The organism is uncultured Tateyamaria sp., assembly GCF_947503415.1.
GTDB lineage: Bacteria > Pseudomonadota > Alphaproteobacteria > Rhodobacterales > Rhodobacteraceae > Tateyamaria.
Map to the genome: position 1 here is coordinate 1,201,949 of NZ_CANNDS010000001.1, position 23,170 is coordinate 1,225,118.

The window sequence follows — 23,170 nt, forward strand, 5'->3', positions numbered from 1 at the left end:
TGACCATTTGGTAAATCACCTCACGCTTGCGCGACCTCTCCGTCCTGTGAATTGAGTGTCATGGCTGTTGCGGTAAGTCTGTCGCCAAACAGGAGACATGCAATGACATCGCTTCGTACTTTGAAAACCGTATCCCTTGGCGTCATGATCGCGCTTGGCTTTATCGCGCAATCAAAGACCAGCCACGCGCAACAGCTCGAAACGATAACCGTCGCAGGTGGATGCTTCTGGTGTGTTGAGGCCGATTTCGAAAAGGTCGATGGGGTGAAAGAGGCGGTGTCCGGTTTTGCGGGCGGCTCGGTTTCAAACCCAACTTACAAGCAAGTCGTCAAAGGTGGCACCGGTCACTACGAAGCGGTTCAAATCACCTATGATCCGGCCAAAGTGTCCGCTGCGACGCTTTATGAATTGTTCTTCCGGTCCGTCGACCCGACCGATGCAGGCGGGCAATTCTGCGATCGGGGTGAAACTTATCGGACGGCGATCTTTGCCACAGCAGGTCAAAAAGCAGCCGCTGAGGCTGCAAAAGCCGGCGCGCAAGCGAGTTTGGGCCAGACAATTGTGACGCCCATTCTTGGCGCGGCCGAGTTCTACCCGGCGGATGGGTACCATCAGGATTACTACAAACAGAACAGCCTGATTCTGACGCGTTTCGGTCCGAAGTCCAAAGCCAACGCATACAAGGCCTATCGCGAAGCCTGCGGGCGGGATGCGCGTGTCAAACAGCTTTGGGGTGATGCGGCTCCGTTTGCAGGCAGCTAACCCAGCCTGGCATCCTCGATCTCTTTCAGGTCGGGGATGACATCAGCGGTGCCAAGCCGGGTCACCATTAGCGCACCTGCTTGCGTTGCCAGATCGAGCGCTTGGCGCATCGGCATGCCGCGGTCCAGACCCGCAACAAGGTACCCCGTAAACGTATCGCCCGCGCCCGTCGTATCGATTGGGGTCACTGAAATGGCCGGCACGTGCGTTTCACCGCCCGCATCCGTCATCCACAAACATCCCTCTGCCCCCATCGTCACCACAACATTTTCGATGCCCAGCGCATTGACGGGTTTGCCCAGCGCGTCCTCAAGCTGCTGTGCCTCGACCTGGTTCAGAACCAGCATATCGGTGAAAGGCAAAACGTCCTTCACCGCGCCCGGATCAAACGGAGCGGCCGCATAGACCACCCGCAGCCCCAAACGTTTGGCTATGTCCGCACCCATGCGCTGACCGCTGGTTTCGTTCTGCGTGAGGAACGTATCGCCGGGTGACGCCTCTGTCAGCGCCGCGCCAATCCTGTCTTGGGTGATGGTTCGATTGGTCCCTTCGAACAACACGATCTGGTTCTCGCCATCTTCGGCTACAGCGATGATGGCGTGCCCGGTCGCCTCGCCATGAACTACTTCGATCTGTCGTGTGTCGACGCCGTATTCCATCAGCCGTTCAACAGTCCATTTGCCATCGGCACCGACCGCGCCGATATGCGCGACCCGGGACGCGGCGCGCGCAATCGCGACAGACATATTGGCACCCTTGCCGCCCAGCCCTTGACTGAACGCGGTCGCAGCCAATGTTTCACCCGGCGCAGGCAGGTGCGGCACCCGGTACACGTTGTCGATATTGATCGAGCCGAGGTTCCAGACTGCCATCAGCCCACCTTGCAGGCCGCCAAAACGGCCATGTTGAGAATATCGTTTGCCGTAGAGACGGAGGAGCAGATCTGGATGGACCCCCCAACACCGGCAAGGATCGGGCCAATCACCGTTGCCCCACCCATTTCCTGCATCAGCTTGACGGAAATGCTCGCGGAGTGACGCGCCGGAACGACAAGGATGTTCGCCGGGCCCGTGAGCCGCGAGAATGGGTAAGCCGCCTGCGCTTGAGCATTCAGAGCCACGTCTACGGTCATTTCACCTTCATATTCGAAATCAACGCCGCGACGGTCGAGAACGACAGGCGCCTTGTGCATCTTCTCGGCCCGCTCGGACACCGGATAGCCAAAGGTCGAAAAGCTGACAAAGGCCACTCGTGGCTCAAGCCCCATATTGCGCGCGACGACTGCCGCCTGTTCGGCGATGTCGGCAAGGTCCTCTTCATCCGGCCATTCGTGGACCAGCGTATCCGCGATGAACACGATCCGACCCTTGAGCAAAAGCGCCGTGATACCCGCCGCCTTGCTTGTTTCATCGACGTCAAAGACATGTCCGATACGCTCGAGAATGTGCGCTGACTTTCGGGTGGCGCCGGTCACAATCCCATCGCCATGACCATGCGCCAGCATCAACGCCGCAAAGACATGCCGATCCCGGGCGGCTAGGCGATGAATGTCCTGACGGTCAAAACCGCCCCGGTTCAAACGGTCGTACAAATGCGATTTATACGCATCAAGATGCATGGTGTTGGCCGCGTTCACCACGTCCAATTCTCGAACGGCATCGCCCAGACCGGCGGTTTCCAGTTTCGCCTTCACATCGTCCTGACGTCCCACCACCAGCGCTTTGCCGAACCCGTTGCGCTGATACATGACCGCAGCGCGCAGCACGCGCGGGTCATCGCCTTCGGCAAAGATCATGCGCGCCTGTGCCGCCCGCGCACGAGCATTAATGCCCGTCAAAATGCTGGCCGTTGGGTCCATCCGCGACTTCAGGCTCAGCTCGTATGCGTCCATGTCGATGATGGGGCGACGGGCAGCACCTGTGTCCATGCCGGCCCGTGCGACCGCTGGCGGAATGCGGTGGATCAGGCGCGGATCAAACGGTGTCGGAATGATGTAATCGCGCCCAAAGGACAGCGACTTGCCATAGGCTAGCGCCACTTCATCCGGCACATCCTCGCGCGCGAGAGCGGCAAGGGCGTGAGCGCATGCAATCTTCATCTCGTCATTAATGGCGCGTGCGTTGATGTCCAAAGCGCCGCGGAACAGGTACGGAAAACCGAGCACATTGTTGACCTGGTTCGGGTAATCACTGCGCCCGGTGGCCACGATGGCATCCATACGTACTTCGTGGGCTTCTTCTGGCGTGATCTCGGGATCGGGGTTCGCCATGGCGAAAATTACAGGATTGTCCCCCATGCTCTCGACCATTGCAGGCGTGACCGCCCCCTTGACTGACACGCCAAGGAACACGTCGGCACCCTTCATCGCTTCCTCAAGGCTGCGCAACTCGGTCTTGACCGCGTGGGCTGATTTCCACTGGTTCATCCCCTCAGTCCGACCTTGGTAGATCACGCCCTTGGTGTCGCAGACGATGCAATTATCATGCCGCGCGCCCATGGATTTCAGCAGCTCGATACACGCGATCCCAGCAGCCCCTGCCCCGTTCAGAACAATCTTCACATCCTCGATTTTCTTGCCCGAGATGTGCAGCGCATTGATCAGGCCCGCCGCGCAAATCACGGCAGTGCCATGCTGGTCGTCATGGAAGACCGGGATATCCATCTCTTCCTTGAGGCGCTGTTCAATGATGAAGCATTCAGGCGCCTTGATGTCCTCAAGGTTGATGCCGCCAAATGTCGGACCCATCAGCCTCACCGCCTGACAGAAGGCATCGGGGTCCTCGGTATCCAATTCGATATCGATGGAATTCACGTCGGCAAAGCGTTTGAACAGAACCGACTTGCCCTCCATCACGGGTTTGGAGCCCAGCGCGCCAAGATTGCCCAAGCCCAACACGGCTGTGCCGTTTGAGATCACCGCAACAAGGTTGCCCTTGTTGGTGTAGTCATAAGCCGTTTCGGGATTTTCGGCGATGGCCTCACAAGGCACCGCAACACCGGGGGAATAGGCAAGGCTCAGGTCCCGCTGGGTCGTCATAGGCACGGTTGCCTGAATCTCGAACTTGCCGGGCGTGGGTTCCATGTGGAACGCCAAGGCTTCTTCCGGCGTGACCTTTGTCTTGCTCATATGCGGTTGTCCTCCCGTGACACTCAGGCGTCATACCGCGCCGGGTGCCGTGTCTCAATCGACTTTGGCTTTTCCTCGGGTCGCCGCGTTTGTAATGTCGCGCGACGAACAGGGGGAAGTCATGTCAGTCACGCCCATGATGGCGCAATATCTTGAGATAAAGGAGGCGCATCCCGGTGCCCTTCTGTTCTATCGGATGGGCGATTTTTACGAGATGTTTTTTGACGATGCCGTCGCTGCGGCAGAGGCATTGGACATCGCGCTGACAAAGCGCGGCAAGCATGACGGCGCTGACATTCCGATGTGTGGCGTGCCTGTTCATTCTGCCGAAGGGTATCTGTTGACCCTGATCCGCAAGGGGTTTCGCGTCGGGGTTTGCGAACAGTTGGAAAGCCCGGCAGAAGCGAAAAAGCGCGGTTCTAAATCCGTGGTGAAGCGGGACGTGGTGCGTCTAGTCACGCCCGGTACGTTGACCGAAGATACCCTGCTGGAGGCACGACGGCACAACTTTCTGGCCGCGTTCGCAGATGTTCGGGGTCAATGCGCGCTGGCGTGGGTGGACATCTCAACCGGCGCGTTTTCCGTCATGTCGCTTGATTTGGCCTTGTTAGGGCCTGAATTGGCACGGCTGGCCCCGTCGGAATTGATCGTTACGGATGCGAAGGAAAATGATCTGCGCCCCTTGGTCGAAGAATTCGGCATCTCGATCACGACACTTGGTGGTGCGGCCTTTGACAGCAGCGCCGGGACGGATCGCCTTGGCGCTTTGTTCAATGTTCAAACGCTGGATGCGTATGGCAATTTCGACCGGGCCGAAGTTGGGGCCATGGGCGCGCTCGTCGAATATCTGGAGATCACGCAAAAGGGCAAGCTGCCGCTCCTCCAGCCACCAAGACAAGAAGTGCAGGCACGCACCGTGCAGATAGATGCCGCGACGCGCCGGAACCTGGAACTGACAACCGCCCTGTCCGGTGGTCGCAGCGGATCGCTTCTGTCCGTGATCGATCGGACGGTCACGGCAGCAGGTGCGCGTTTGCTCGGGCGGCGATTGGCCTCTCCCTCGCGCATGCTGGACACGGTTTCGAACCGGTTGGATGCTGTTTCCTACTGCGCTGATGATACAGGTTTCGCCCAAGCCACCCGCGAGGCGTTGAAACGCGTCCCGGATATGGATCGCGCGCTGTCGCGGCTGTCATTGGATCGGGGTGGGCCCCGCGACCTTGCGGCGCTGCGGAATGGGTTGGGGCAAGCGCAAACACTGTTCGATGGACAGCCGAACGATCTGCCATCCTTGCTCCAAGACGCCTTCAAGGATTTGGCGGGGCATGCGGATCTGATCGATCGGCTGGACAATGACCTTGTTGCCGATCCTCCATTGCTGGCCCGTGATGGCGGGTTCATTGCGACGGGATGCGACGCGGAACTTGATGAAGCGCGCCAGCTGCGGGACGAAGGGCGATCCGTCATTGCGAAAATGCAGCAGGATTATGCCGCCCAATGCGGTGTTCAATCGCTGAAGATCAAACACAACAATGTCTTGGGTTATTTCATCGAAGTCACGGCGACACATGCCGACAAGATGATGTCGGCACCGCTGAACGAAACCTTCATCCACCGCCAGACAACGGCCAATCAGGTGCGATTCACGACTGTGGAGCTTTCGGAGCTTGAAACACGTATTTCGAATGCGGGCGGTCGTGCACTGGACATTGAAAAGCGTCTCTACGAAGGGCTAAAGACCCTCGTTCTGGAGGCAGCGACTCAAATCAGTCAAACCGCCCGTGCGCTCGCGGAGCTGGACTTGGCCACTGCCCTGGCGGACTTGGCCGTGTCGAGCAACTGGTGCAAACCCGTCCTCGATACATCCCGAGCGTTCGAGATCGAAGGCGGGCGCCACCCTGTCGTGGAACACGCCTTGGCACAGCAGGGCGGTGCGCCTTTCATTGCCAATGGTTGTGAGCTGAATGCCGAAGACGGTGCGGCGGTGTGGCTGCTGACGGGTCCCAACATGGCCGGTAAGTCGACATTCTTGCGGCAGAACGCGCTGATTGCGATCCTTGCGCAGATGGGCAGTTTTGTTCCCGCACGGTCTGCGCATATCGGACTGGTCAGCCAGATCTTCAGCCGCGTTGGGGCATCCGATGATCTGGCGCGTGGCCGATCAACCTTCATGGTCGAAATGGTCGAAACTGCGGCCATTCTGAACCAAGCCGATGATCGGGCGCTGGTGATCCTTGACGAGATCGGGCGCGGAACCGCCACCTACGACGGTTTGTCGATCGCCTGGGCGACGCTCGAACATCTGCACGACGTCAACAAATCCCGCGCGCTGTTCGCCACGCACTACCACGAGATGACCGCACTGGCCGGAAAATTGAGCGGCGTCGAAAACGCAACTGTATCGGTGAAGGAGTGGGAAGGTGAGGTTATCTTTTTGCACGAGGTAAAGCGCGGCGCTGCGGATCGGTCTTACGGCGTGCAGGTCGCGCAACTGGCCGGATTGCCGCCGGCGGTCATTGCCCGCGCGCGCGTGGTGCTTGATGCATTGGAGTCCGGAGAGCGTGAAGGCGGTGCTACGCAAAAGACGTTGATTGATGATCTGCCGCTGTTCTCGGCTGCACCGCCACCGCAGCCAGTGAAAACCAGAGAGTCGCCTGCATTGGACATGCTTGAAACGGTGCATCCGGACGAACTGACCCCGCGGGAGGCGCTCGACCTGATCTACAAACTGAAAGACGCGGCCAAATCCTGACCGCGCCCTCGTTGTTCTTCAGATTTGAAATGCCTTAGCTGGCCGGCATGGATGACACGCCAACTTGCGCGGGACGCAGCAACCGGTCGTGCAGCATAAATCCTTCGGCAGACACCTGAATGATCTCGCCTGCCTTGGTCCCGGGCACTGGTGCTTCGAACATCGCCTGATGTAGCTGCGGGTCGAATGTATCGCCAACCTCGGGAGAGATCCGTTCGATCCCGTATTTCTTGAACACGTTCAGCAGCTCGCGCATCGTCAACTCGACACCCTCAAGCAGCGCACCAGAGACTTCGCGTTGCTCATCTGTCGCCGCCTCAAGCGCGCGCTTCATATTGTCGTAAACGGGCAGCATGTCACGGGCGAGCTTGGAGCCGCCGTAATTCTCAGCCTCGCGCCGGTCCTTGTCTGACCGCTTGCGGGCATTCTCGGCATCGGCCAACGCACGCATAAAGCGATCTTTCAGCTCGTCACGCTCAGCTCTCAACTGGTCAATCTCGAGCGCCTCGTCATCGATTTCTGCCATTTCTTCGGCATAAACCTCTTCCTCGGCCATATCGATATCATCAAGGAAATCTTCGTTCTTCGGCTCAGCCATATGTCACCTTTCATTGCGGTCCGTCAGCATTCGCCCGACCAGCTGGGCTGTGTAATCCACAATCGGCACGATCCGGCCATAGTTCAGCCGCGTGGGCCCAATGACCCCAACCGCTCCGATAATCTTTCGATCAGCGTTCATATATGGGGAAACCACCAAAGAGGAACCCGAAAGTGAGAAAAGTTTGTTCTCTGAACCAATAAAAATGCGTACACCGTCGCCGTCTTGGGTCAGGTTCAGGAATTCGGCAATATCGCGTTTGCGTTCGAGGTCGTCAAAGAGCGTTCGGATGCGATCCAGATCTTCGGCTTCGGTCGATTCGCCCAGCAAATTGGACCGGCCGCGCACGATCAAACGTTCCGGAGTGTCACCCTCGCCTTCCCAGGACGCCAGCCCGCTTTCCACCAGGGCGCGGGACAAGGCATCGATTTCCTGACGCCGTTCCGTGATCTCGCGCTGCATGATCGTTTTCACTTCGCTCAGCGTGCGCCCCTCGATCATGGCATTCAGGAAATTGGCCGCCTCGCGCATGGATGACGGGGTTTGTCCGGGGGGCGGTTGGAACAATCTGTTCTCGACATGGCCATCGGCAAACACCAAAACCACCAGCGCCTGTTCAGGGCCCAGCGGCACAAAGTCCAAGTGTTTGATGGCCGCCTCATGCTTTGGCGTAAGAACCAAAGACGCCCCGTGGGTCACGCCAGACAACGCCGATCCAACGCGGTCGAGCAATCCGGCAACGTCCCGTTCATTTGACCCCATCGTCGCGTCGATTTTCTCCCGGTCTGACTCGTCGGGGATGCCAACTTCCAGCAAGCCATCCACAAACATCCGCAGGCCCAGCTGCGTGGGAATACGCCCGGCGCTAATGTGAGGGCTGTTCAACAGACCCATGAACTCAAGGTCCTGCATCACATTGCGAATAGTCGCGGCGCTCACCTTTTCGCTGAAATCCCGCGTCAGCGTTCGAGACCCCACCGGATCGCCGGAATTCAGATACCCTTCGACCACGCGGCGAAACACTTCGCGCGAACGGTCGTTCATCTCATCCAGCAGTTTCTGTGTGTCTGTCATTGTTGATAATAAAAGGGCGCGGGAATCAAAGGTCAATCGGGGTTGCCTCTTGCCCCGGCGCAGCGCTATCCCCAATCCATACACGAAAAAGGAAGTTACATGCGCCCCTCTGGTCGAGAACTGAACCAAATGCGGTCCGTTTCCATCGAAACCGGCTTTACCAAACATGCCGAAGGGTCCGCCCTGATCAAGATGGGCGACACGCATGTTCTGTGCACCGCCACCATTGAGGATCGCGTGCCGCCGTTCATCAAAGGGTCGGGTCTGGGCTGGGTCACGGCTGAATACGGCATGCTGCCCCGCGCCACCAACACGCGCATGCGCCGCGAAGCCGCTGCGGGCAAGCAGGGCGGGCGCACTGTTGAAATTCAGCGCTTGATTGGTCGATCACTGCGCGCTGGCGTGGACCGTGTTGCCTTGGGCGAACGTCAGATCACTGTCGATTGCGATGTGCTGCAAGCCGATGGCGGTACGCGCTGTGCATCCATCACAGGGGGTTGGGTCGCCCTGCGTCTGGCAGTTAACAAGCTGATGAAAGCGGGCGACGTTGTAACTGACCCGCTGGTGTCGCCTGTGGCAGCGATCAGTTGCGGCATCTATGCCGGTCAGCCCGTATTGGATTTGGACTACCCTGAGGACAGCGAAGCGGGCGTAGACGGCAACTTTATCATGACTGGCGACAAGCAGCTGATCGAAGTGCAAATGAGTGCCGAAGGGGCGACGTACAGCCGCGATCAAATGAACGCCCTCATGGATCTGGCCGAGAAAGGCGTAACTGAGTTGGCCGAGATGCAATTGAGCGTCTCCAAATGACGCGACGGTTCGAAGGTGACCGCATCCTTGTGGCGACCCACAACGCTGGCAAGCTGGAAGAGATGGAGCAACTGTTCCAGCCCTTCGGTGTGACCGTCGTTGGGGCGGCAGATATGGACTTGCCCGAACCGGAAGAGACCGAGACCACATTTGTCGGCAATGCGCGGATCAAGGCGCATGCAGCCGTCAAAGCGACAGGGTTGCCAGCACTAGCGGATGATTCCGGGATTGAAGTTGATGGGCTGGGCGGTGCACCAGGCGTTTACACCGCCGATTGGGCGGAAACGCTTGAGGGGCGTGATTTCATGTTGGCGATGACGCGCACGCACACCGAACTGACGACATGCAACGCGTCCCAACCCTGGACGGCCCGTTTCTGTTCGACGCTTGTGCTCGCTTGGCCGGACGGTCATGACGAGGTGTTCGCTGGCACTGTCGAAGGCACGTTGGTCTGGCCCGTGCGGGGCCAGTTGGGTCACGGCTATGATCCGATGTTCCAGCCTGTTGGATATGACCGCACGTTCGCTGAAATGTCGGCTGACGAGAAGAATGCGATCAGTCACCGCGCGGACAGCTTCAAAAAACTGATCGCTGGCTGCTTTGGCTGAAGATTGGGAAGCGGGCGGTTTCGGGCTTTATGTCCATTGGCCGTTTTGTGCCGCCAAATGCCCGTACTGTGATTTCAACAGCCACGTTACAAATTCCGTAGACCACGATGCATGGCGCACCGCTTTGGTGGCGGAAGTACAGCGGATCGGTGCACTCACCCAAGGCCGCGTCCTGAGATCGGTCTTCTTTGGCGGCGGCACACCCAGCTTGATGGCACCTGAAACCGCGGGTGCCATCCTTGATGAAATCACCAAGACCTGGCCGCTCGCCAATGACTTGGAAGTGACGCTTGAAGCCAACCCCACATCGGTCGAAGCGAACAAGTTCTCTGCCTTCAGAACCGCCGGTGTGAACCGTGTGTCCATGGGTATTCAGGCCCTGAACGACGACGATTTGCGCGCATTGGGTCGTCTGCACACCGCAAGTGAAGGGCTCGCCGCCTTTGATGTGGCCCGATCCGTCTTTGATCGGGTCAGTTTTGACTTGATGTATGGGCGGCAAAATCAATCGCTGAGCGCATGGGAAGCGGAACTTCGTACAGCGTTGTCATATGACCTCGATCACATCTCGCTTTATCAATTGACGGTCGAATCCGGCACTGCATTTGGGGACAGGTACAAGCGTGGGAAATTGAAAGGGTTGCCGAACGACGATTTGTCAGCGGATATGTACGCGTTGACGCAAGACGTCTGTTCCGACTTTCAGATGCCGCGATATGAGGTTTCGAACCACGCGCGTGATGGTTCTGAGTCCCGGCATAACCTGATCTATTGGCGGTATGGTGACTACGCCGGCATTGGTCCGGGCGCGCATGGTCGCCTGACGATTGAGGGCACAAGAACGGCGACCGAACAGCGGCGTATGCCAAATGCGTGGCTGAAGGGTGAGGAGCGCGAAACGACAGAAACGCTGACCCGGACCGATCAGGCAGTAGAGTTTCTGATGATGGGGCTGCGATTGTCGGAAGGCGTTGACATAAACCGGTACGAAAACTTGGCGGGCACACCTCTAAGCGCGTCGCGTATTGGCGAATTGGTCGACATGGGGTTGCTTGCCCACGAAAAAACGAAATTAACCGTTACAAATCAGGGGTTTAGCCTGTTGAACGGTGTGTTGCGCGAACTGCTGAACGATTAGGTTGCGCTCAAGCGTCTGCACAGATCATCGAGCTGGTCGAGGCTTTCATATTGCAGCGTCAGCGTACCCGCTTCACCGTTTGGTTTGTGCGCCAGCGTCACCTTGACCCCCGTGGCCGCCGACAAATCATCTTCGAGCGCTCGTGTATCTGCATCTTTTTCGGGCGCTTTGGCTTTGGGCGTCGAGCCGGTGAAAATATTGTCGCCCACGCCATCATTGGCCTTTTTCACCAGCGCCTCAGTTGCACGTACAGACAGCCCACCAGCAATAATTTTCTTCGCCAATACGGCCGGATCATCAGCGGTAATCAACGCTCGGGCGTGCCCGGCGCTCAGCGATCCATCAACAACAAAACCCCGGACGCTTTCAGGCAGCTGCAACAAGCGTAGAAGGTTGGCGATGTGACTTCGGGACTTGCCAAGCGCCTCCGCCATCTTTTCCTGTGTGTGGCCAAAGCGGTCCATCAGTTGCTTGTAACCTGCAGCCTCTTCTATCGGGTTCAGATCAGCGCGCTGAATGTTCTCGATGATCGCAACTTCCAACACTTCGGTGTCAGAGAAGTCGCGCACAATCACGGGCAGTTCGTGCAATTGGGCCTGTTGGGCTGCACGCCAACGGCGTTCACCTGCAACGATTTGATACTCATCGCCAATGGGTCGCACGATCAATGGTTGGAGAACGCCCTTCTCCTTGATCGAAGCGACCAGATCTTCAAGGGGGCCAGCATCAAATTGGCGGCGTGGCTGATCGGGGTTTGCCTTGATCTTTTCAATCGGGATACGCTGCTCACCACTACCAGATGTAGCGCTCGTTTGCACTGGTTCTGCGACATCTGCCATCAATGCGGACAGCCCGCGACCCAATCCACGCTTTTTGTCATTGCTAGCCATATCAGGCCCCCACTGCTGCGTTATTGGCGATCAGCTCTTTGGCCAGATCGCGATAGGCCACTGCGCCTTTGGACGCGCCGTCATAGGACAGTACAGGCATAGCGAACGACGGCGCTTCGCTCACTCGGACATTTCTCGGGATTCGCGTTTTAAATACGATATCGCCCAGATTGTCGCGCGCATCCTGTTCCACTTGCTGGGACAGCTTGTTCCGCGCATCGTGCATCGTCAGAACCACGCCTTCGATGCGGAGGTTCGGATTGCCAGTCTGACGCACTTCCCGCACTGTCAGCATCAGCTGTGACAGACCTTCCAGAGCGAAAAATTCGCTTTGAAGCGGGACCAGAACCGAATGCGCTGCAATCATCGCATTCACAGTCAGCAGGTTAAGGGAAGGCGGGCAATCAATCAGAATAAAGTCGAACGCATAGGCATCCATATCGGTCTGCCTTAGCGCATCATGCAGCAAGAAGCTGCGTTTCTCGTTCGAGATCAGTTCTATGTCAGCGGAACTTAGGTCTACGGTCGCCGGGATAATTGCGAGGTCTTCGATGTCGGTCGCAAGGATCACGTCGTTTAAGGGGACATCATCCAACAACAGGTCGTAGGTGGTCCGAACACGATCCTCCATCTCGATACCAAGGCCCGTGGATGCGTTCCCCTGCGGATCAAGGTCAACCACGAGTACGCGATTTCCAATCTCGACCAGTGCGGCAGCCAGATTGATCGTGGTAGTGGTTTTCCCCACACCACCCTTTTGGTTCGCAACAGAAATAATCTTGGGCCCTGGTGGGCGCGTCGGGTCAGACACGCGTGATATCCTTGATTTTGAGGACAACTGCTTCGCTGTTCGTTTTACTTGGCATCGCTTCATATGAAAACCGCCAGTTTTTCTGTGCGGCCTGAATTTCGATACCCCACTGTGCGCCCTTTTGAAAAATGCACAGACCGTCGTTCGTCAAATGAGGCTTCGCCAAGCCCATAAGCTCATCCAAAGGCGCCAGCGCCCGGGCAGATATCGTTTTTGCATTCAGCGGCGGAATTTCTTCGATGCGGCCTGCAACAATATTTATTTGGAGGCTGAGCTCGCGTGCGCACGTGCGGAGAAACGCACATTTTCGCTGATCGCTCTCCACCAAAGTTACTTTTACGTCATCACCGTTTGCTTGCGCCAGAATTGCGACAACCACGCCAGGTAACCCGCCGCCGCTTCCAAGATCTACCCAATGATCTTCTCTTGGTTCATAAACTTGCGCACTGTCCCAGAGATGGCGGACCTCCAGGTCACCTACAGTAGACTTGGCCACCAAGTTGATCTTTGGCGTCCACTTTCGAATGAGATCAGCGTAGGCCTGTAACTTTTCCAATGTTTCACGTGAAACATCGGCGACCCACCATGCGGGCGCCTCCATTACGCTGACTTCTTTTGGAGAAAACGAATACGACCAAGAACCAGGGCAAGCGCCGCAGGCGTCATCCCATCAATACGAGCAGCTTGAGCCAGATCGCCGGGACGTACCTGTGTGAGCTTGTTTGTCAATTCAGCTGAAAGCCCGGAGATCGCCGAGTAATCGAACTCACTTGGAATCTTGAGTTGCTCATCCTTCCGCAACTTTTCGACGTCTTTCTGCTGACGGGCAATGTAGTTCGCGTACAGTGCGTCACGACCGACCTGCTCCAGAATGCCTTCCGGGAATGAAGTTGCTTCCGGAACCAAGTTGAAGATTTGGTCAGAAGTAACATCCGGGAACGCCAGCAGCTGAAATGCCGTTCGTTTCGTTCCATCCTGGTTGATACGGATACCACGAGACGCGATCTGTTTCGGCGTAAATTCTGTTTTTTCCAACTCGCCACGAGCTCGATCCAACAAGTCCCGTTTCTTTGAAAATGACGCCATACGTTCGTCGGAAACACACCCGATATCGCGCCCAAGCTGCGTCAGCCGTTGATCAGCGTTGTCCGCACGCAAAGACAGACGGAATTCGGCGCGTGACGTGAACATCCGATAGGGCTCCGTCACACCCCGCGTCGTCAGATCATCAATCATCACGCCAATGTAGCTTTGGTCGCGCCGGAAATGCAGCGGTTCATCTCCAGACGCCATACGCGCTGCGTTCAAGCCTGCTACCAAACCTTGAGCAGCCGCCTCTTCGTACCCAGTTGTCCCATTAATCTGGCCCGCAAGAAACAGTCCGGGGACATCCATCACGGACAGGTCGGCACTCAATGCACGCGGATCGACGTAATCATATTCAATTGCATAGCCAGGCTGCAGGATCCGCGCTTCTTCAAGCCCCGCCATGGATTGCACGTATTCAACCTGAACATCTGCAGGAAGCGACGTTGAAATGCCGTTCGGATAGATCGTGTGATCGTTCAAACCTTCGGGCTCAAGAAAGACTTGATGCGAGTCCTTATCGGCAAACCTCACAACCTTATCTTCAATCGATGGACAATACCTGGGTCCAACACCTTCGATATGGCCGCCATACATCGCGGACCTTTCAAGGTTCTTTTGAATGATGTCATGCGTTTGCGTGTTAGTATGCGTAATACCGCAGGCAACTTGCGGCATGGGCGCTTTGTCCGACAGGAAGGAAAACAGCGACGGGTCTTCATCTGCACATTGTCGTTCAAGGATATCCCAATTGATCGTACGGCCATCCAATCGAGGCGGGGTGCCGGTTTTCAAGCGACCCAGAGGCAAACCAAAACCATCGATTCGATCGGCCAGAGAGACAGAGGCATCGTCACCCATCCGACCTCCTGAATAGGAGGTGTCGCCGATATGTATGACACCGCGCAGAAATGTGCCGGTTGTCAGAATGACAGCTTTGGCCAAAACCTCTGATTGATCCTTCAGCCTCACGCCAGCGACACGCTGCCCTTCCATGACGAAATCGGTAACTTCGGCTTCAATAAGTTCCAAGTTTGCCGTGTTCTGCATGATCTGCAGCATTTCCTGCTGATAGATTGCCCGGTCCGATTGCGTCCTTGGACCCTGTACAGCCGGTCCTTTGCGCCGGTTTAGCAAGCGGAATTGGATTCCTGAGGCGTCTGCCACGCGGCCCATAACGCCGTCCATTGCGTCAATTTCCCGGACGAGATGGCCCTTGCCCAAACCGCCGATGGCGGGATTGCAGGACATTACGCCGATATCAGTCTGCTTCATAGTGACAAGTGCAGTGCGTACACCCATACGCGCCGCGGCGTGCGCAGCTTCGGTACCGGCATGCCCACCGCCAATGACAACAACATCAAAATGTTTCACGTGAAACACTCCATCATTTTCCTAAGCAAAAGCTCGAGAATATCTCATCCAGAAGGTTTTCGACATCAACCCGCCCCACAACCGCTTCCAACGATCGAATCGCAACGCGTAGTTCTTCGGCCGCAATATCATAGCGATCAGGACCTGCACCAATCAAAGACCACACCGATTTCAACGTAGTGAGCGCAGCGGTCATTGCCGCACGATGGCGTTCATGAGTTGCCAACCCTGCATTCTGGCTTCGATCTAGAAGCGACGCTGTGACTTCGGCAACGAGCGTATCCACGCCCTGCCCGGTAAGACCGGACACTGCCAACGCCTCGTCCGTTCGGGAATCGGCTTTAGGCGCACGAACAACGTCGCCCTCCTGGACGTCCACTTCCAGCGTATCATCCGGCTCCATTAAGAAAATACGGAGGTCCGATGCATTTGCGCGCGCTACAGCGCGCGAGATACCTTCGGCCTCGATATCGTCAACAGCCTCGCGAAGCCCGGCCGTGTCCAGGAGTGTTACCGGCAATCCCTCAAGATCCATACGCACTTCGATTACATCGCGCGTTGTCCCTGCAGTTGCCGACGTAATCGCAGCATCCCGACGCGCCAGCGCGTTTAGAAGTGTGGATTTCCCAGCATTCGGTGGCCCAACAATTGCTACTTCGAACCCGGTCCTGATCCTCTCGGCGGCAGCGAACCCCTTCAATTGATCAGAAATGTCGTCGGTAACGCAGGTCAGCAGATCCTGAACCTCTGGCGTCACATCGACGGGAACCTCTTCGTCAGCGAAATCAATTGTCACTTCAATCAAGGATGCAGCCCTGATCAGCTGACTGCGCCACCGCTCGATGCGGGCACCCAGTTCACCGGAGACAGTGCGCAAGGCTTGTTTTCGCTGCGCTTCGGTTTCCGCTTCGATCAGATCACCAAGTCCTTCGACCTGAGCGAGGTCCATTTTGTTATTCTCAAGCGCGCGACGCGTGAACTCACCGGGCTCGGCCATGCGCGCCTGGCTTTTTCCCAGCTCCCGCAAAACAGCGGCGACGACTGCGATACTGCCGTGCAGATGGAATTCTACAACATCTTCGCCGGTGAAGCTGGCTGGCGCGTCGAACACCAGGACAAGTGCGTGATCCAGCACAAGACCGTCTTCATCATGCAGCCTACGCGTGGTAGCGCGCCGTGCTTCGGGCAGGGATCCACACAATTTCTGGGCCACCGCTTTTGACTGCGGCCCAGATATGCGGATGACAGCAACACCTGCGCGTCCCTGCGCCGTGGCAAGGGCAAAGATTGTATCCATCCCCCTACTCCCGGCTGACTGATCAGGTGTTCATGGAATCGAAGAATTCGCTGTTTGTCTTGGTCTGCTTGAGTTTGGAGATCAGGAATTCGATGGCGTCTGTAGTGCCCATCGGATTCAGGATACGTCGCAAAACAAAGGTTTTGGTCAGATCGACCTTGTCGACCAGCAGGTCCTCTTTCCGCGTTCCGGACTTGAGAATGTCGATGGCTGGGAACACGCGTTTGTCTGCAATCTTGCGATCCAGGACGATTTCCGAGTTACCCGTGCCTTTGAATTCTTCAAAGATCACTTCGTCCATCCGGCTGCCGGTATCAATCAGCGCGGTTGCGATGATTGTCAGCGATCCACCTTCTTCAATGTTCCGTGCCGCACCAAAGAACCGCTTGGGACGTTGCAGGGCGTTGGCATCTACACCACCGGTCAGGACTTTGCCCGACGAAGGCACCACAGTGTTGAATGCTCTACCAAGTCTTGTGATCGAGTCCAGCAAGATCACAACATCTCGTTTATGCTCAACCAGACGCTTAGCTTTTTCAATCACCATCTCGGACACGGCAACGTGGCGTGTGGCCGGTTCGTCAAAGGTTGAGCTGACAACTTCGCCTTTCACGGAACGCTGCATGTCCGTAACCTCTTCGGGCCGTTCGTCGATCAGCAGCACGATCAGGTAGCATTCCGGGTGGTTCTTTTCGATGCTCGACGCGATGTTCTGCAGTAAAACGGTCTTACCCGTCCGCGGCGGGGCCACGATCAAGGACCGCTGGCCCTTGCCGATGGGCGACACCAGGTCGATGATCCGCGCAGACCGGTCCTTGGTCGCCGGATCGTCCGTTTCCATCGTCAGACGCTCATCCGGATACAGTGGCGTCAAGTTATCGAAGGCGATCTTGTGTTTGGCGCGCTCAGGTTCTTCGAAGTTGATCTTCGTGGCGTTGGTCAGGGCAAAGTAACGCTCGGTATCGTCGGGCGCCTTGATCACACCGTCGATCGTGTCACCAGTGCGCAGCGAGTACTGACGGATCATCTCGGGCGAGACATAGATATCGTCCGGACCCGGCAGATAGTTCGCCTCGGGCGAGCGCAGGAAACCAAAACCGTCTTGTAGAACTTCAAGCACACCGTCGCCGGAAATCTCCCATCCCTCATCCGCGCGTTCGCGGAGGATCTGGAACATCATCTCGCCCTTCCGCATGGTCGAGGCGTTTTCGATCTCCAGCTCCTCTGCCATGGCAAGGAGGTCCTTGGGGCTCTTCGCCTTGAGGTCAGCAAGGTTCAGGGATTCAGTGGTCATGGTAATACTCTTGGCCCGCTTGTGAGAAGCGGTGCGCGTCCAGTCAGTTGTAAAAGCTGTATGCGGTCCCCGGACGGGGTGCTGAAGGCCAGATAGGCGCTGCCACGCCCGGAGTCAATGCGTTCAGAACTTCACGACCACGGACAGAACAATCAGCACCATCAACAGCGTCGGAACTTCGTTCATCATGCGGTACTGCCGACCCGTCTTGATCGGCCCTCCTGCCGCAAAGGCTTTGCGCTGCGCACCCAGCCATCCATGGAAGCCAGACATCGCCAAGATGCCAATCAGCTTGGTCCAAGGCCATATCGCGCCCCAGTCGATCACTCCGGGGATAGAAGCAAGCAGTAAACCGAACACCCAAGTCGCAATCATGGCCGGGTTCATGATCACTTTCAGAAGCTTGTATTCCATCGTCTGGAACAAGGCGTGGGTCTCTCCTTGCAGACCGACCGTTTCCGAGTGGTAGACGTACAGACGTGGCAGGTAAAACAGAGCAGCCATCCAGGCGATCACAGACATGATGTGGAATGCCTTGATCCAAGGATAGAAGCCGATCAGAATTTCCATGACTGTCTTGTCCCCGCTGTTCCGGCTCACCCTTATAAATAAATATAAGAAAGAAAAGAGATGATGATTTTGTAGGGAACGGGATTTCTGTGGATTAACGATTTCTTAAGGGGTTTGCCCACATCGGGATATGATTTTCTCGAAATCCGTGTGTCTACAAATTTTCATATTTTTCAAATTTAAAACAATGACTTATGTGGCTTTCCTGAGCACCCTTGATCTGGAAAACCCTGTGCGTAAGTCTGGACAACCTTGCTTACACACAGGAAGAAGGTTGTTCTTGCCCACGCTGGACAGTTTGGCTGATATCACTCCGAACGATGCCTGATTTCCCCGTGACCCCCAGACGGGTCTGTTTTTCACGGCATTGATCCTTCATTTCACCTTCCAAGATGCACAAGGATATCCACATGACCGTCCCCATCATCCTGGCCTCCGGCTCTGCCGTCCGCGCTCAATTATTGCGGAATGCAGGCGTCGAATTCGAGGTCGTAGCGCCCCGCGTGGATGAAGACGCGATGAAGGCGGCGCTTTTGGCTGAAGACGCACCGCCACGCGATATTGCAGACGCACTGGCCGAGATGAAAGCCCGAAAGGTTGCCGACAAGGTTCCAGACGCGATGGTCATTGGATGCGATCAGGTGCTGTCGCTCAACAACCAATTGCTTTCAAAACCCACAGATCGGGTCGATGCCGGCAAACAGTTGCGTGCTCTGAGGGGTGAGCGTCACATGCTTTTGTCGGCATCAGTGATCTACCAAGAGGGCAAGCCCATTTGGCGCCATGTCGGGCAAGTGCGTTTGCGGATGCGAAACGCGTCTGACAGCTACCTTGATGGGTATGTCGACCGGAATTGGGATGACATTCGGCGCTCAGTTGGCGCATATCAGCTAGAGGCGGAGGGAGTGCGCCTGTTCCACAGCATCGAAGGGGATTATTTCAACGTCCTTGGAATGCCCTTGCTGGAACTGTTGGCATTCTTGACGCTGCGTGGTGTGATCGACGGATAATCAAAGGCAGACGAGGATGAGCGACAAAATTCCTTTGGCGGGTGTCATCGGGTCCCCAGTGGCACATTCGAAGTCACCCCAACTGCATCGGCACTGGTTGAAAACCCTTGGCCTGCGCGGTGACTACATTCCAATGGACGTATCGGCGCAGGATCTTGAGGTTGTTTTGCGTACGCTGCCCAAGGCTGGCTTTGTCGGTGTAAACATCACGATCCCCCATAAAGAAGCTGCCCTAGAACTGGCGGACCTTGTCACGGACCGTGCCACATTGATTGGTGCTTCAAACACACTGATCTTTCGCAAGGACGGCCAGATTCACGCAGACAACACGGATGGGTATGGCTTCATCGAGAACCTGAAGTCCGGTGCACCCGGATGGGTGCCCAATAGTGGGCCCGCGACCGTATTGGGTTCCGGGGGGGCCGCGCGTGCCGTTATCGCATCTCTGTTGGATGCAGGTGTGCCAGAGATATTATTGACCAACCGCACCCGTGTGCGCGCCGAGAAGTTGGCAGAAGACTTCGGAAAGAAAGTCACTGTGGTGGATTGGGTGCAGGCCGGTAACATTCTTGAGGACTCCGCGCTGGTCGTGAACACAACGTCACTTGGGATGATTGGCAAACCATCGATGCGGGTGCCGCTGGATGGGTTGCGCCGCGGCACTGTTGTGACCGATCTGGTCTACACCCCTTTGAAAACTGATTTGCTGGCGGCAGCCGAAAGCGCAGGGTGTGTGACCGTTGATGGGCTGGGAATGCTGTTGCACCAGGCTGTTCCTGCGTTTGAACGCTGGTTTGGTCACAGGCCACTGGTCGACAGCGCGGCGCGCGCGGCTGCTTTGCGATGACGTTCAAGCTGGGCCTGACGGGTTCCATTGGAATGGGCAAATCCACGACTGCGCAAATGTTCGAAGACGAAGGATGCGCCGTGTGGGATGCAGATGCCGCCGTGCATCGTTTGTATGATGTCGGCGGATTGGCGGTAGTGCCAATGGCCAAGGCCTTTCCCGAAGCTGTGGTGGACGACGCCGTATCCCGCGATGTGCTGCGCTCGATCATTTCCGATGACCCGACCGCCCTGCCCAAGATCGAAGCGATTGTGCATCCTTTGGTGGCGCAGGACAGGGCTGATTTCATCAAGTCTGCGACTGCCGAAATCCTGGTTTTTGACATCCCGTTGCTTTTTGAAACAGGCGGTGACAGCGCCATGGATGCAACCGTCGTCGTCCATGTCGATGCGGCGACGCAACGGACCCGCGTTTTGGATCGGGGCACGATGACCCAAGCCCAGTTTGAAGCAATCCTCACCAAGCAGATGCCGAGCGCTGAGAAATGCGCCCGTGCGGACTTTGTCATAACGACTGACACGGTTGAACATGCCCGTGCACAAGTCCATTCTGTCGTTCAACAGATCAAAAGCAGGCTCTGACATGCGCGAAATCGTTCTGGATACCGAAACCACCGGTTTTGACCCTGAAAACGGGGATCGCATCGTTGAAATCGGGGCCATTGAACTGATGCGGCATGTGCCCACAGACAATGTCTTCCACGAGTATATCGACCCAGAGCGGGCAATGCCCCAAGAGGCATTCGAAGTGCACGGATTGGGCGATGACTTCCTGCGTGGCAAACCGAAATTTGCAGCGCTTGGTCAGAAGTTCCTCGATTTTGTCGGGGACGCCAAGCTGGTCATTCACAATGCAGCATTCGACATGAAGTTTCTGAATGCCGAGCTGCGGTGGATGGGCCTGCCTCAAATCCCGTATGATCGTGCCATTGATACGTTGGATATCGCGCGACGGCGATTCCCCGGCTCTCCGGCGTCCCTTGATGCGCTGTGCCGTCGCTTTGGCATCGATAATTCGGCCCGGACGCTACACGGCGCTTTGCTGGACAGCGAAATTTTGGCCGAAGTGTACCTTGAGCTTATTGGCGGTCGTCAGCCTGACTTCGCATTGTCGACATCCGGCAGCTCTGCGGCAGGTGCGATTGAGGTGGAAAATTGGACACCGCCGCCCCGCCCGCGCGCCTTGGCAAGCCGCATTTCCGCGCAAGAGCGTGATGCGCATGCGACCTTTGTCAACAAACTGGGCGAAGATGCCCTTTGGCCCAAATAAAAAGGCCCGGTACAAAGACCGGGCCATTCACATCATTTGGAAAGATCAGTTGATCGTTTCGGTGGATGCGTTTTCTTTTTGACGGCGCGCGATCTCGTTGCGGTACAGCGATACGAAGTCGATGTTTTCCAAGTTCAGCGGCGGGAAGCCGCCATCGCGTGTGATGTCGCTGACAACGCGGCGCAGGAACGGAAAGATCATGCGCGGGCATTCGATCAGCAGGAACGGGTGCATCTGCTCGTCCGGCACGTTTTCGATGTGGAACATGCCGACATAGTCGATTTCCAGAACAAACAGGACGGTATCGCCTTCCTTCGCCTTTGATGTGACATTCAGCTTGATGGAGCTTTCGTACTGGTTGTCCTGGCTGCGCTTTTTCGCATCCAGATTCACCTGAACCTGCACATCGGGCTGCACGTCAGGTGCAGCACCCTTTTGGGACACGATGTTTTCAAACGACATGTCGCGAATGTACTGTCCCAAGACCCGCATTTGTGGCGCGGTGGGTTGTGTGGCTTGTTCTTCGGCCATCTGTTTTCTCCGAGGCAATAATTAAGTTGCGCGCTTGGTAACAGCTTGGCCCACAGGCCTCAATGCTTGGTCCATCCCGAAGGGCCACGAACTTTTTGTCTGTCCGGGTCAACTTCGGTGTATTCACCATCCACGATGTCGGGATGTTGGCGGTTGGGTCCAGCGTGCGTGGAAAATGTGGTGACTTTGATACGGCTTCGCGCCCAGCGAAAAACGGCCAAACGGACGCCTGGAACCAGAAGCGCAAAACCGACAGCATCCGTGAAGAACCCCGGCGTTAGCAGCAAAGCACCGGAAAACAGGATCATCGCGCCATGCGCCAGCGCCTCACTTGGGTCACGCATTTCGCTGAATGACGACTTCACCTGGCCCAACGCCTGCATGCCTTGGGCGCGCACCAGCATCGTGCCAAGCACCGCCGTGATCACCACGACAAGAAGCGTCCAGCCCAACCCGATTGCGCCGCCAACCTGAATGAACAGGGCGATCTCGATCAATGGAACCAGAAGAAAGGCCAAAAACAGCCACATCCGCGTAATCCTTTCCTTTTCGTCAGGGGCCGTACAGTGGACTTGGGCTCCCCGTACACCTACATAAGGTTTCAACGGCGCTATCGCCACCCGACCCCGAATGACGAGGCATGAATGAACTCTCCGCTTATCCAGTTGCTGGTGCTTGCCGGCATCGCTGTTTTCCTGATCTTACGCCTTAAAAACGTGTTGGGGACACGGGATGGGTTCGAACAACCGCCGGTTCCAAAACAGGCATCCGATCGGATCAACCGTCCTGACCTTGAGGTGATCGAAGGCGGTCCCGATCTGGATATCACCGACCACGTCGACGAAGATAGTGACGCCGCCAAGGCGCTGACTGAAATGAAACGTGCCGAACCGTCGTTCAATGTTGCCGATTTCCTGCAAGGTGCACGCGGCGCTTACGAGATGATCGTGATGGGGTACGAGAACGGCAATCTGGCCGATATCCAGCCTTTTCTGTCCGAAGAAATCTATGAATCCTTCGTCGATGGCGTCGCAGCCCGCGAAGATCAGGGTCTGACCATCGAGGCGGAATTCTTTGGCGTACGAGAGCTGAAGTTGATGAATGCCACCTTCGATCCTGAAACGAACGAAGGCGAATTGACCATCCGTTACGTGGCCGAACTCAAATCAGCTGTTCGCGATCAAGGCGGAGATATCGTAGAAGGTAGCCTGACTGAGGTGAAGCGGCAGAAGGACACGTGGGCCTTCGCCAGAACCATGGGGGCAGACGACCCGAATTGGCTACTGGTGTCTACAGACGCGTAATCCGTTTCTGCGCTG

23 protein-coding genes are annotated in these 23,170 nt (G+C 56.7%); 10 read left to right on the top strand and 13 right to left on the bottom strand.

Annotated features, from left to right (window positions below; genetic code table 11):
* Positions 1–102 precede the first annotated feature (102 nt).
* On the top strand, positions 103–762 hold the full coding sequence (msrA, locus tag Q1A32_RS05785; RefSeq protein WP_299650764.1) for a peptide-methionine (S)-S-oxide reductase MsrA: 660 nt from the start codon (positions 103–105) through the stop codon (positions 760–762).
* Here the strand turns inward: msrA and Q1A32_RS05790 are convergent.
* Positions 759–1,634 carry a ribokinase gene (locus Q1A32_RS05790; RefSeq protein WP_299650766.1) on the bottom strand — a complete coding sequence of 292 codons (876 nt, stop codon included), beginning with the start codon at positions 1,632–1,634 and terminating at the stop codon, positions 759–761. The genes msrA and Q1A32_RS05790 overlap by 4 nt on opposite strands.
* The gene (locus Q1A32_RS05795) at positions 1,634–3,889 is read right to left on the bottom strand and encodes an NADP-dependent malic enzyme (protein ID WP_299650768.1); all 2,256 of its coding nucleotides are present in this window, start codon (positions 3,887–3,889) and stop codon (positions 1,634–1,636) included. Before Q1A32_RS05795 ends, Q1A32_RS05790 begins: the two co-directional genes overlap by 1 nt.
* A gap of 121 nt (positions 3,890–4,010) precedes the next feature.
* Between Q1A32_RS05795 and mutS the strand changes: the two genes are divergently transcribed.
* Positions 4,011–6,641: a DNA mismatch repair protein MutS gene (gene mutS, locus Q1A32_RS05800; protein ID WP_299650770.1), complete on the top strand. Its 2,631-nt coding sequence runs from the start codon at positions 4,011–4,013 to the stop codon at positions 6,639–6,641.
* A gap of 34 nt (positions 6,642–6,675) precedes the next feature.
* Here mutS and Q1A32_RS05805 read toward each other — a convergent pair whose 3' ends face one another.
* Complete coding sequence (locus Q1A32_RS05805) at positions 6,676–7,239, bottom strand: nucleotide exchange factor GrpE (protein WP_299650772.1); 564 nt, start codon at positions 7,237–7,239, stop codon at positions 6,676–6,678.
* 3 nt (positions 7,240–7,242) lie between these two features.
* Entirely contained in the window at positions 7,243–8,313 is a 1,071-nt protein-coding gene (hrcA, locus tag Q1A32_RS05810) for a heat-inducible transcriptional repressor HrcA (protein WP_299608391.1), read from the bottom strand.
* A gap of 99 nt (positions 8,314–8,412) precedes the next feature.
* Between hrcA and rph the strand changes: the two genes are divergently transcribed.
* From rph to hemW, 3 genes are read left to right on the top strand one after another with little or no spacing between them, the layout of a single operon-like run.
* On the top strand, positions 8,413–9,126 hold the full coding sequence (gene rph / locus Q1A32_RS05815) for a ribonuclease PH (protein WP_299650774.1): 714 nt from the start codon (positions 8,413–8,415) through the stop codon (positions 9,124–9,126).
* Positions 9,123–9,734: an RdgB/HAM1 family non-canonical purine NTP pyrophosphatase gene (gene rdgB, locus Q1A32_RS05820; protein ID WP_299650776.1), complete on the top strand. Its 612-nt coding sequence runs from the start codon at positions 9,123–9,125 to the stop codon at positions 9,732–9,734. Before rph ends, rdgB begins: the two co-directional genes overlap by 4 nt.
* Positions 9,727–10,872 (top strand): radical SAM family heme chaperone HemW, encoded by a 1,146-nt coding sequence (gene hemW, locus Q1A32_RS05825; RefSeq protein WP_299650778.1) that lies wholly within the window; start codon positions 9,727–9,729, stop codon positions 10,870–10,872. Before rdgB ends, hemW begins: the two co-directional genes overlap by 8 nt.
* On the opposite strand, the gene Q1A32_RS05830 is transcribed toward hemW, so the two are convergent.
* The 7 genes from Q1A32_RS05830 to Q1A32_RS05860 form a co-directional block, all read right to left on the bottom strand.
* Positions 10,869–11,762: a ParB/RepB/Spo0J family partition protein gene (locus Q1A32_RS05830; protein ID WP_299650780.1), complete on the bottom strand. Its 894-nt coding sequence runs from the start codon at positions 11,760–11,762 to the stop codon at positions 10,869–10,871. The two genes, hemW and Q1A32_RS05830, sit on opposite strands and share 4 nt — an antisense overlap.
* Before the next feature lies 1 nt (position 11,763).
* Complete coding sequence (locus tag Q1A32_RS05835) at positions 11,764–12,573, bottom strand: ParA family protein (RefSeq protein ID WP_299650782.1); 810 nt, start codon at positions 12,571–12,573, stop codon at positions 11,764–11,766.
* Complete coding sequence (rsmG, locus tag Q1A32_RS05840) at positions 12,566–13,174, bottom strand: 16S rRNA (guanine(527)-N(7))-methyltransferase RsmG (protein WP_299650784.1); 609 nt, start codon at positions 13,172–13,174, stop codon at positions 12,566–12,568. The genes Q1A32_RS05835 and rsmG overlap by 8 nt, the downstream gene beginning before the upstream one ends.
* A complete protein-coding gene (mnmG, locus tag Q1A32_RS05845) occupies positions 13,174–15,033 on the bottom strand; it encodes a tRNA uridine-5-carboxymethylaminomethyl(34) synthesis enzyme MnmG (RefSeq protein WP_299650786.1) in 1,860 nt (619 codons plus the stop codon). Before mnmG ends, rsmG begins: the two co-directional genes overlap by 1 nt.
* A gap of 13 nt (positions 15,034–15,046) precedes the next feature.
* A complete protein-coding gene (gene mnmE, locus Q1A32_RS05850; protein ID WP_299650788.1) occupies positions 15,047–16,330 on the bottom strand; it encodes a tRNA uridine-5-carboxymethylaminomethyl(34) synthesis GTPase MnmE in 1,284 nt (427 codons plus the stop codon).
* Between the two features lie 22 nt (positions 16,331–16,352).
* Entirely contained in the window at positions 16,353–17,624 is a 1,272-nt protein-coding gene (gene rho / locus Q1A32_RS05855; protein WP_299608379.1) for a transcription termination factor Rho, read from the bottom strand.
* 123 nt (positions 17,625–17,747) lie between these two features.
* Complete coding sequence (locus tag Q1A32_RS05860) at positions 17,748–18,194, bottom strand: CopD family protein (RefSeq protein ID WP_299608377.1); 447 nt, start codon at positions 18,192–18,194, stop codon at positions 17,748–17,750.
* 410 nt (positions 18,195–18,604) lie between these two features.
* On the opposite strand from Q1A32_RS05860, the gene Q1A32_RS05865 reads away from it, so the two are divergent.
* Genes Q1A32_RS05865 through dnaQ form a run of 4 tightly spaced genes read left to right on the top strand, consistent with a single transcriptional unit; the run spans position 18,605 to position 21,320 of the window.
* On the top strand, positions 18,605–19,204 hold the full coding sequence (locus Q1A32_RS05865) for a Maf family nucleotide pyrophosphatase (RefSeq protein ID WP_299650790.1): 600 nt from the start codon (positions 18,605–18,607) through the stop codon (positions 19,202–19,204).
* A 16-nt stretch (positions 19,205–19,220) separates the two neighbouring features.
* A complete protein-coding gene (locus Q1A32_RS05870) occupies positions 19,221–20,051 on the top strand; it encodes a shikimate dehydrogenase (protein WP_299650792.1) in 831 nt (276 codons plus the stop codon).
* On the top strand, positions 20,048–20,632 hold the full coding sequence (gene coaE, locus Q1A32_RS05875) for a dephospho-CoA kinase (protein WP_299650794.1): 585 nt from the start codon (positions 20,048–20,050) through the stop codon (positions 20,630–20,632). Before Q1A32_RS05870 ends, coaE begins: the two co-directional genes overlap by 4 nt.
* Position 20,633: 1 nt before the next feature.
* Positions 20,634–21,320 (top strand): DNA polymerase III subunit epsilon, encoded by a 687-nt coding sequence (dnaQ, locus tag Q1A32_RS05880; protein WP_299608371.1) that lies wholly within the window; start codon positions 20,634–20,636, stop codon positions 21,318–21,320.
* Positions 21,321–21,365: 45 nt separating this feature from the next.
* Here the strand turns inward: dnaQ and secB are convergent, their stop codons facing one another.
* Positions 21,366–21,851 carry a protein-export chaperone SecB gene (secB, locus tag Q1A32_RS05885; protein WP_299608370.1) on the bottom strand — a complete coding sequence of 162 codons (486 nt, stop codon included), beginning with the start codon at positions 21,849–21,851 and terminating at the stop codon, positions 21,366–21,368.
* 59 nt (positions 21,852–21,910) lie between these two features.
* A complete protein-coding gene (locus Q1A32_RS05890) occupies positions 21,911–22,381 on the bottom strand; it encodes an FxsA family protein (RefSeq protein WP_299650796.1) in 471 nt (156 codons plus the stop codon).
* Positions 22,382–22,495: 114 nt separating this feature from the next.
* On the opposite strand from Q1A32_RS05890, the gene Q1A32_RS05895 reads away from it, so the two are divergent.
* Entirely contained in the window at positions 22,496–23,155 is a 660-nt protein-coding gene (locus Q1A32_RS05895; protein WP_299608367.1) for a Tim44/TimA family putative adaptor protein, read from the top strand.
* Positions 23,156–23,170 lie beyond the last annotated feature (15 nt).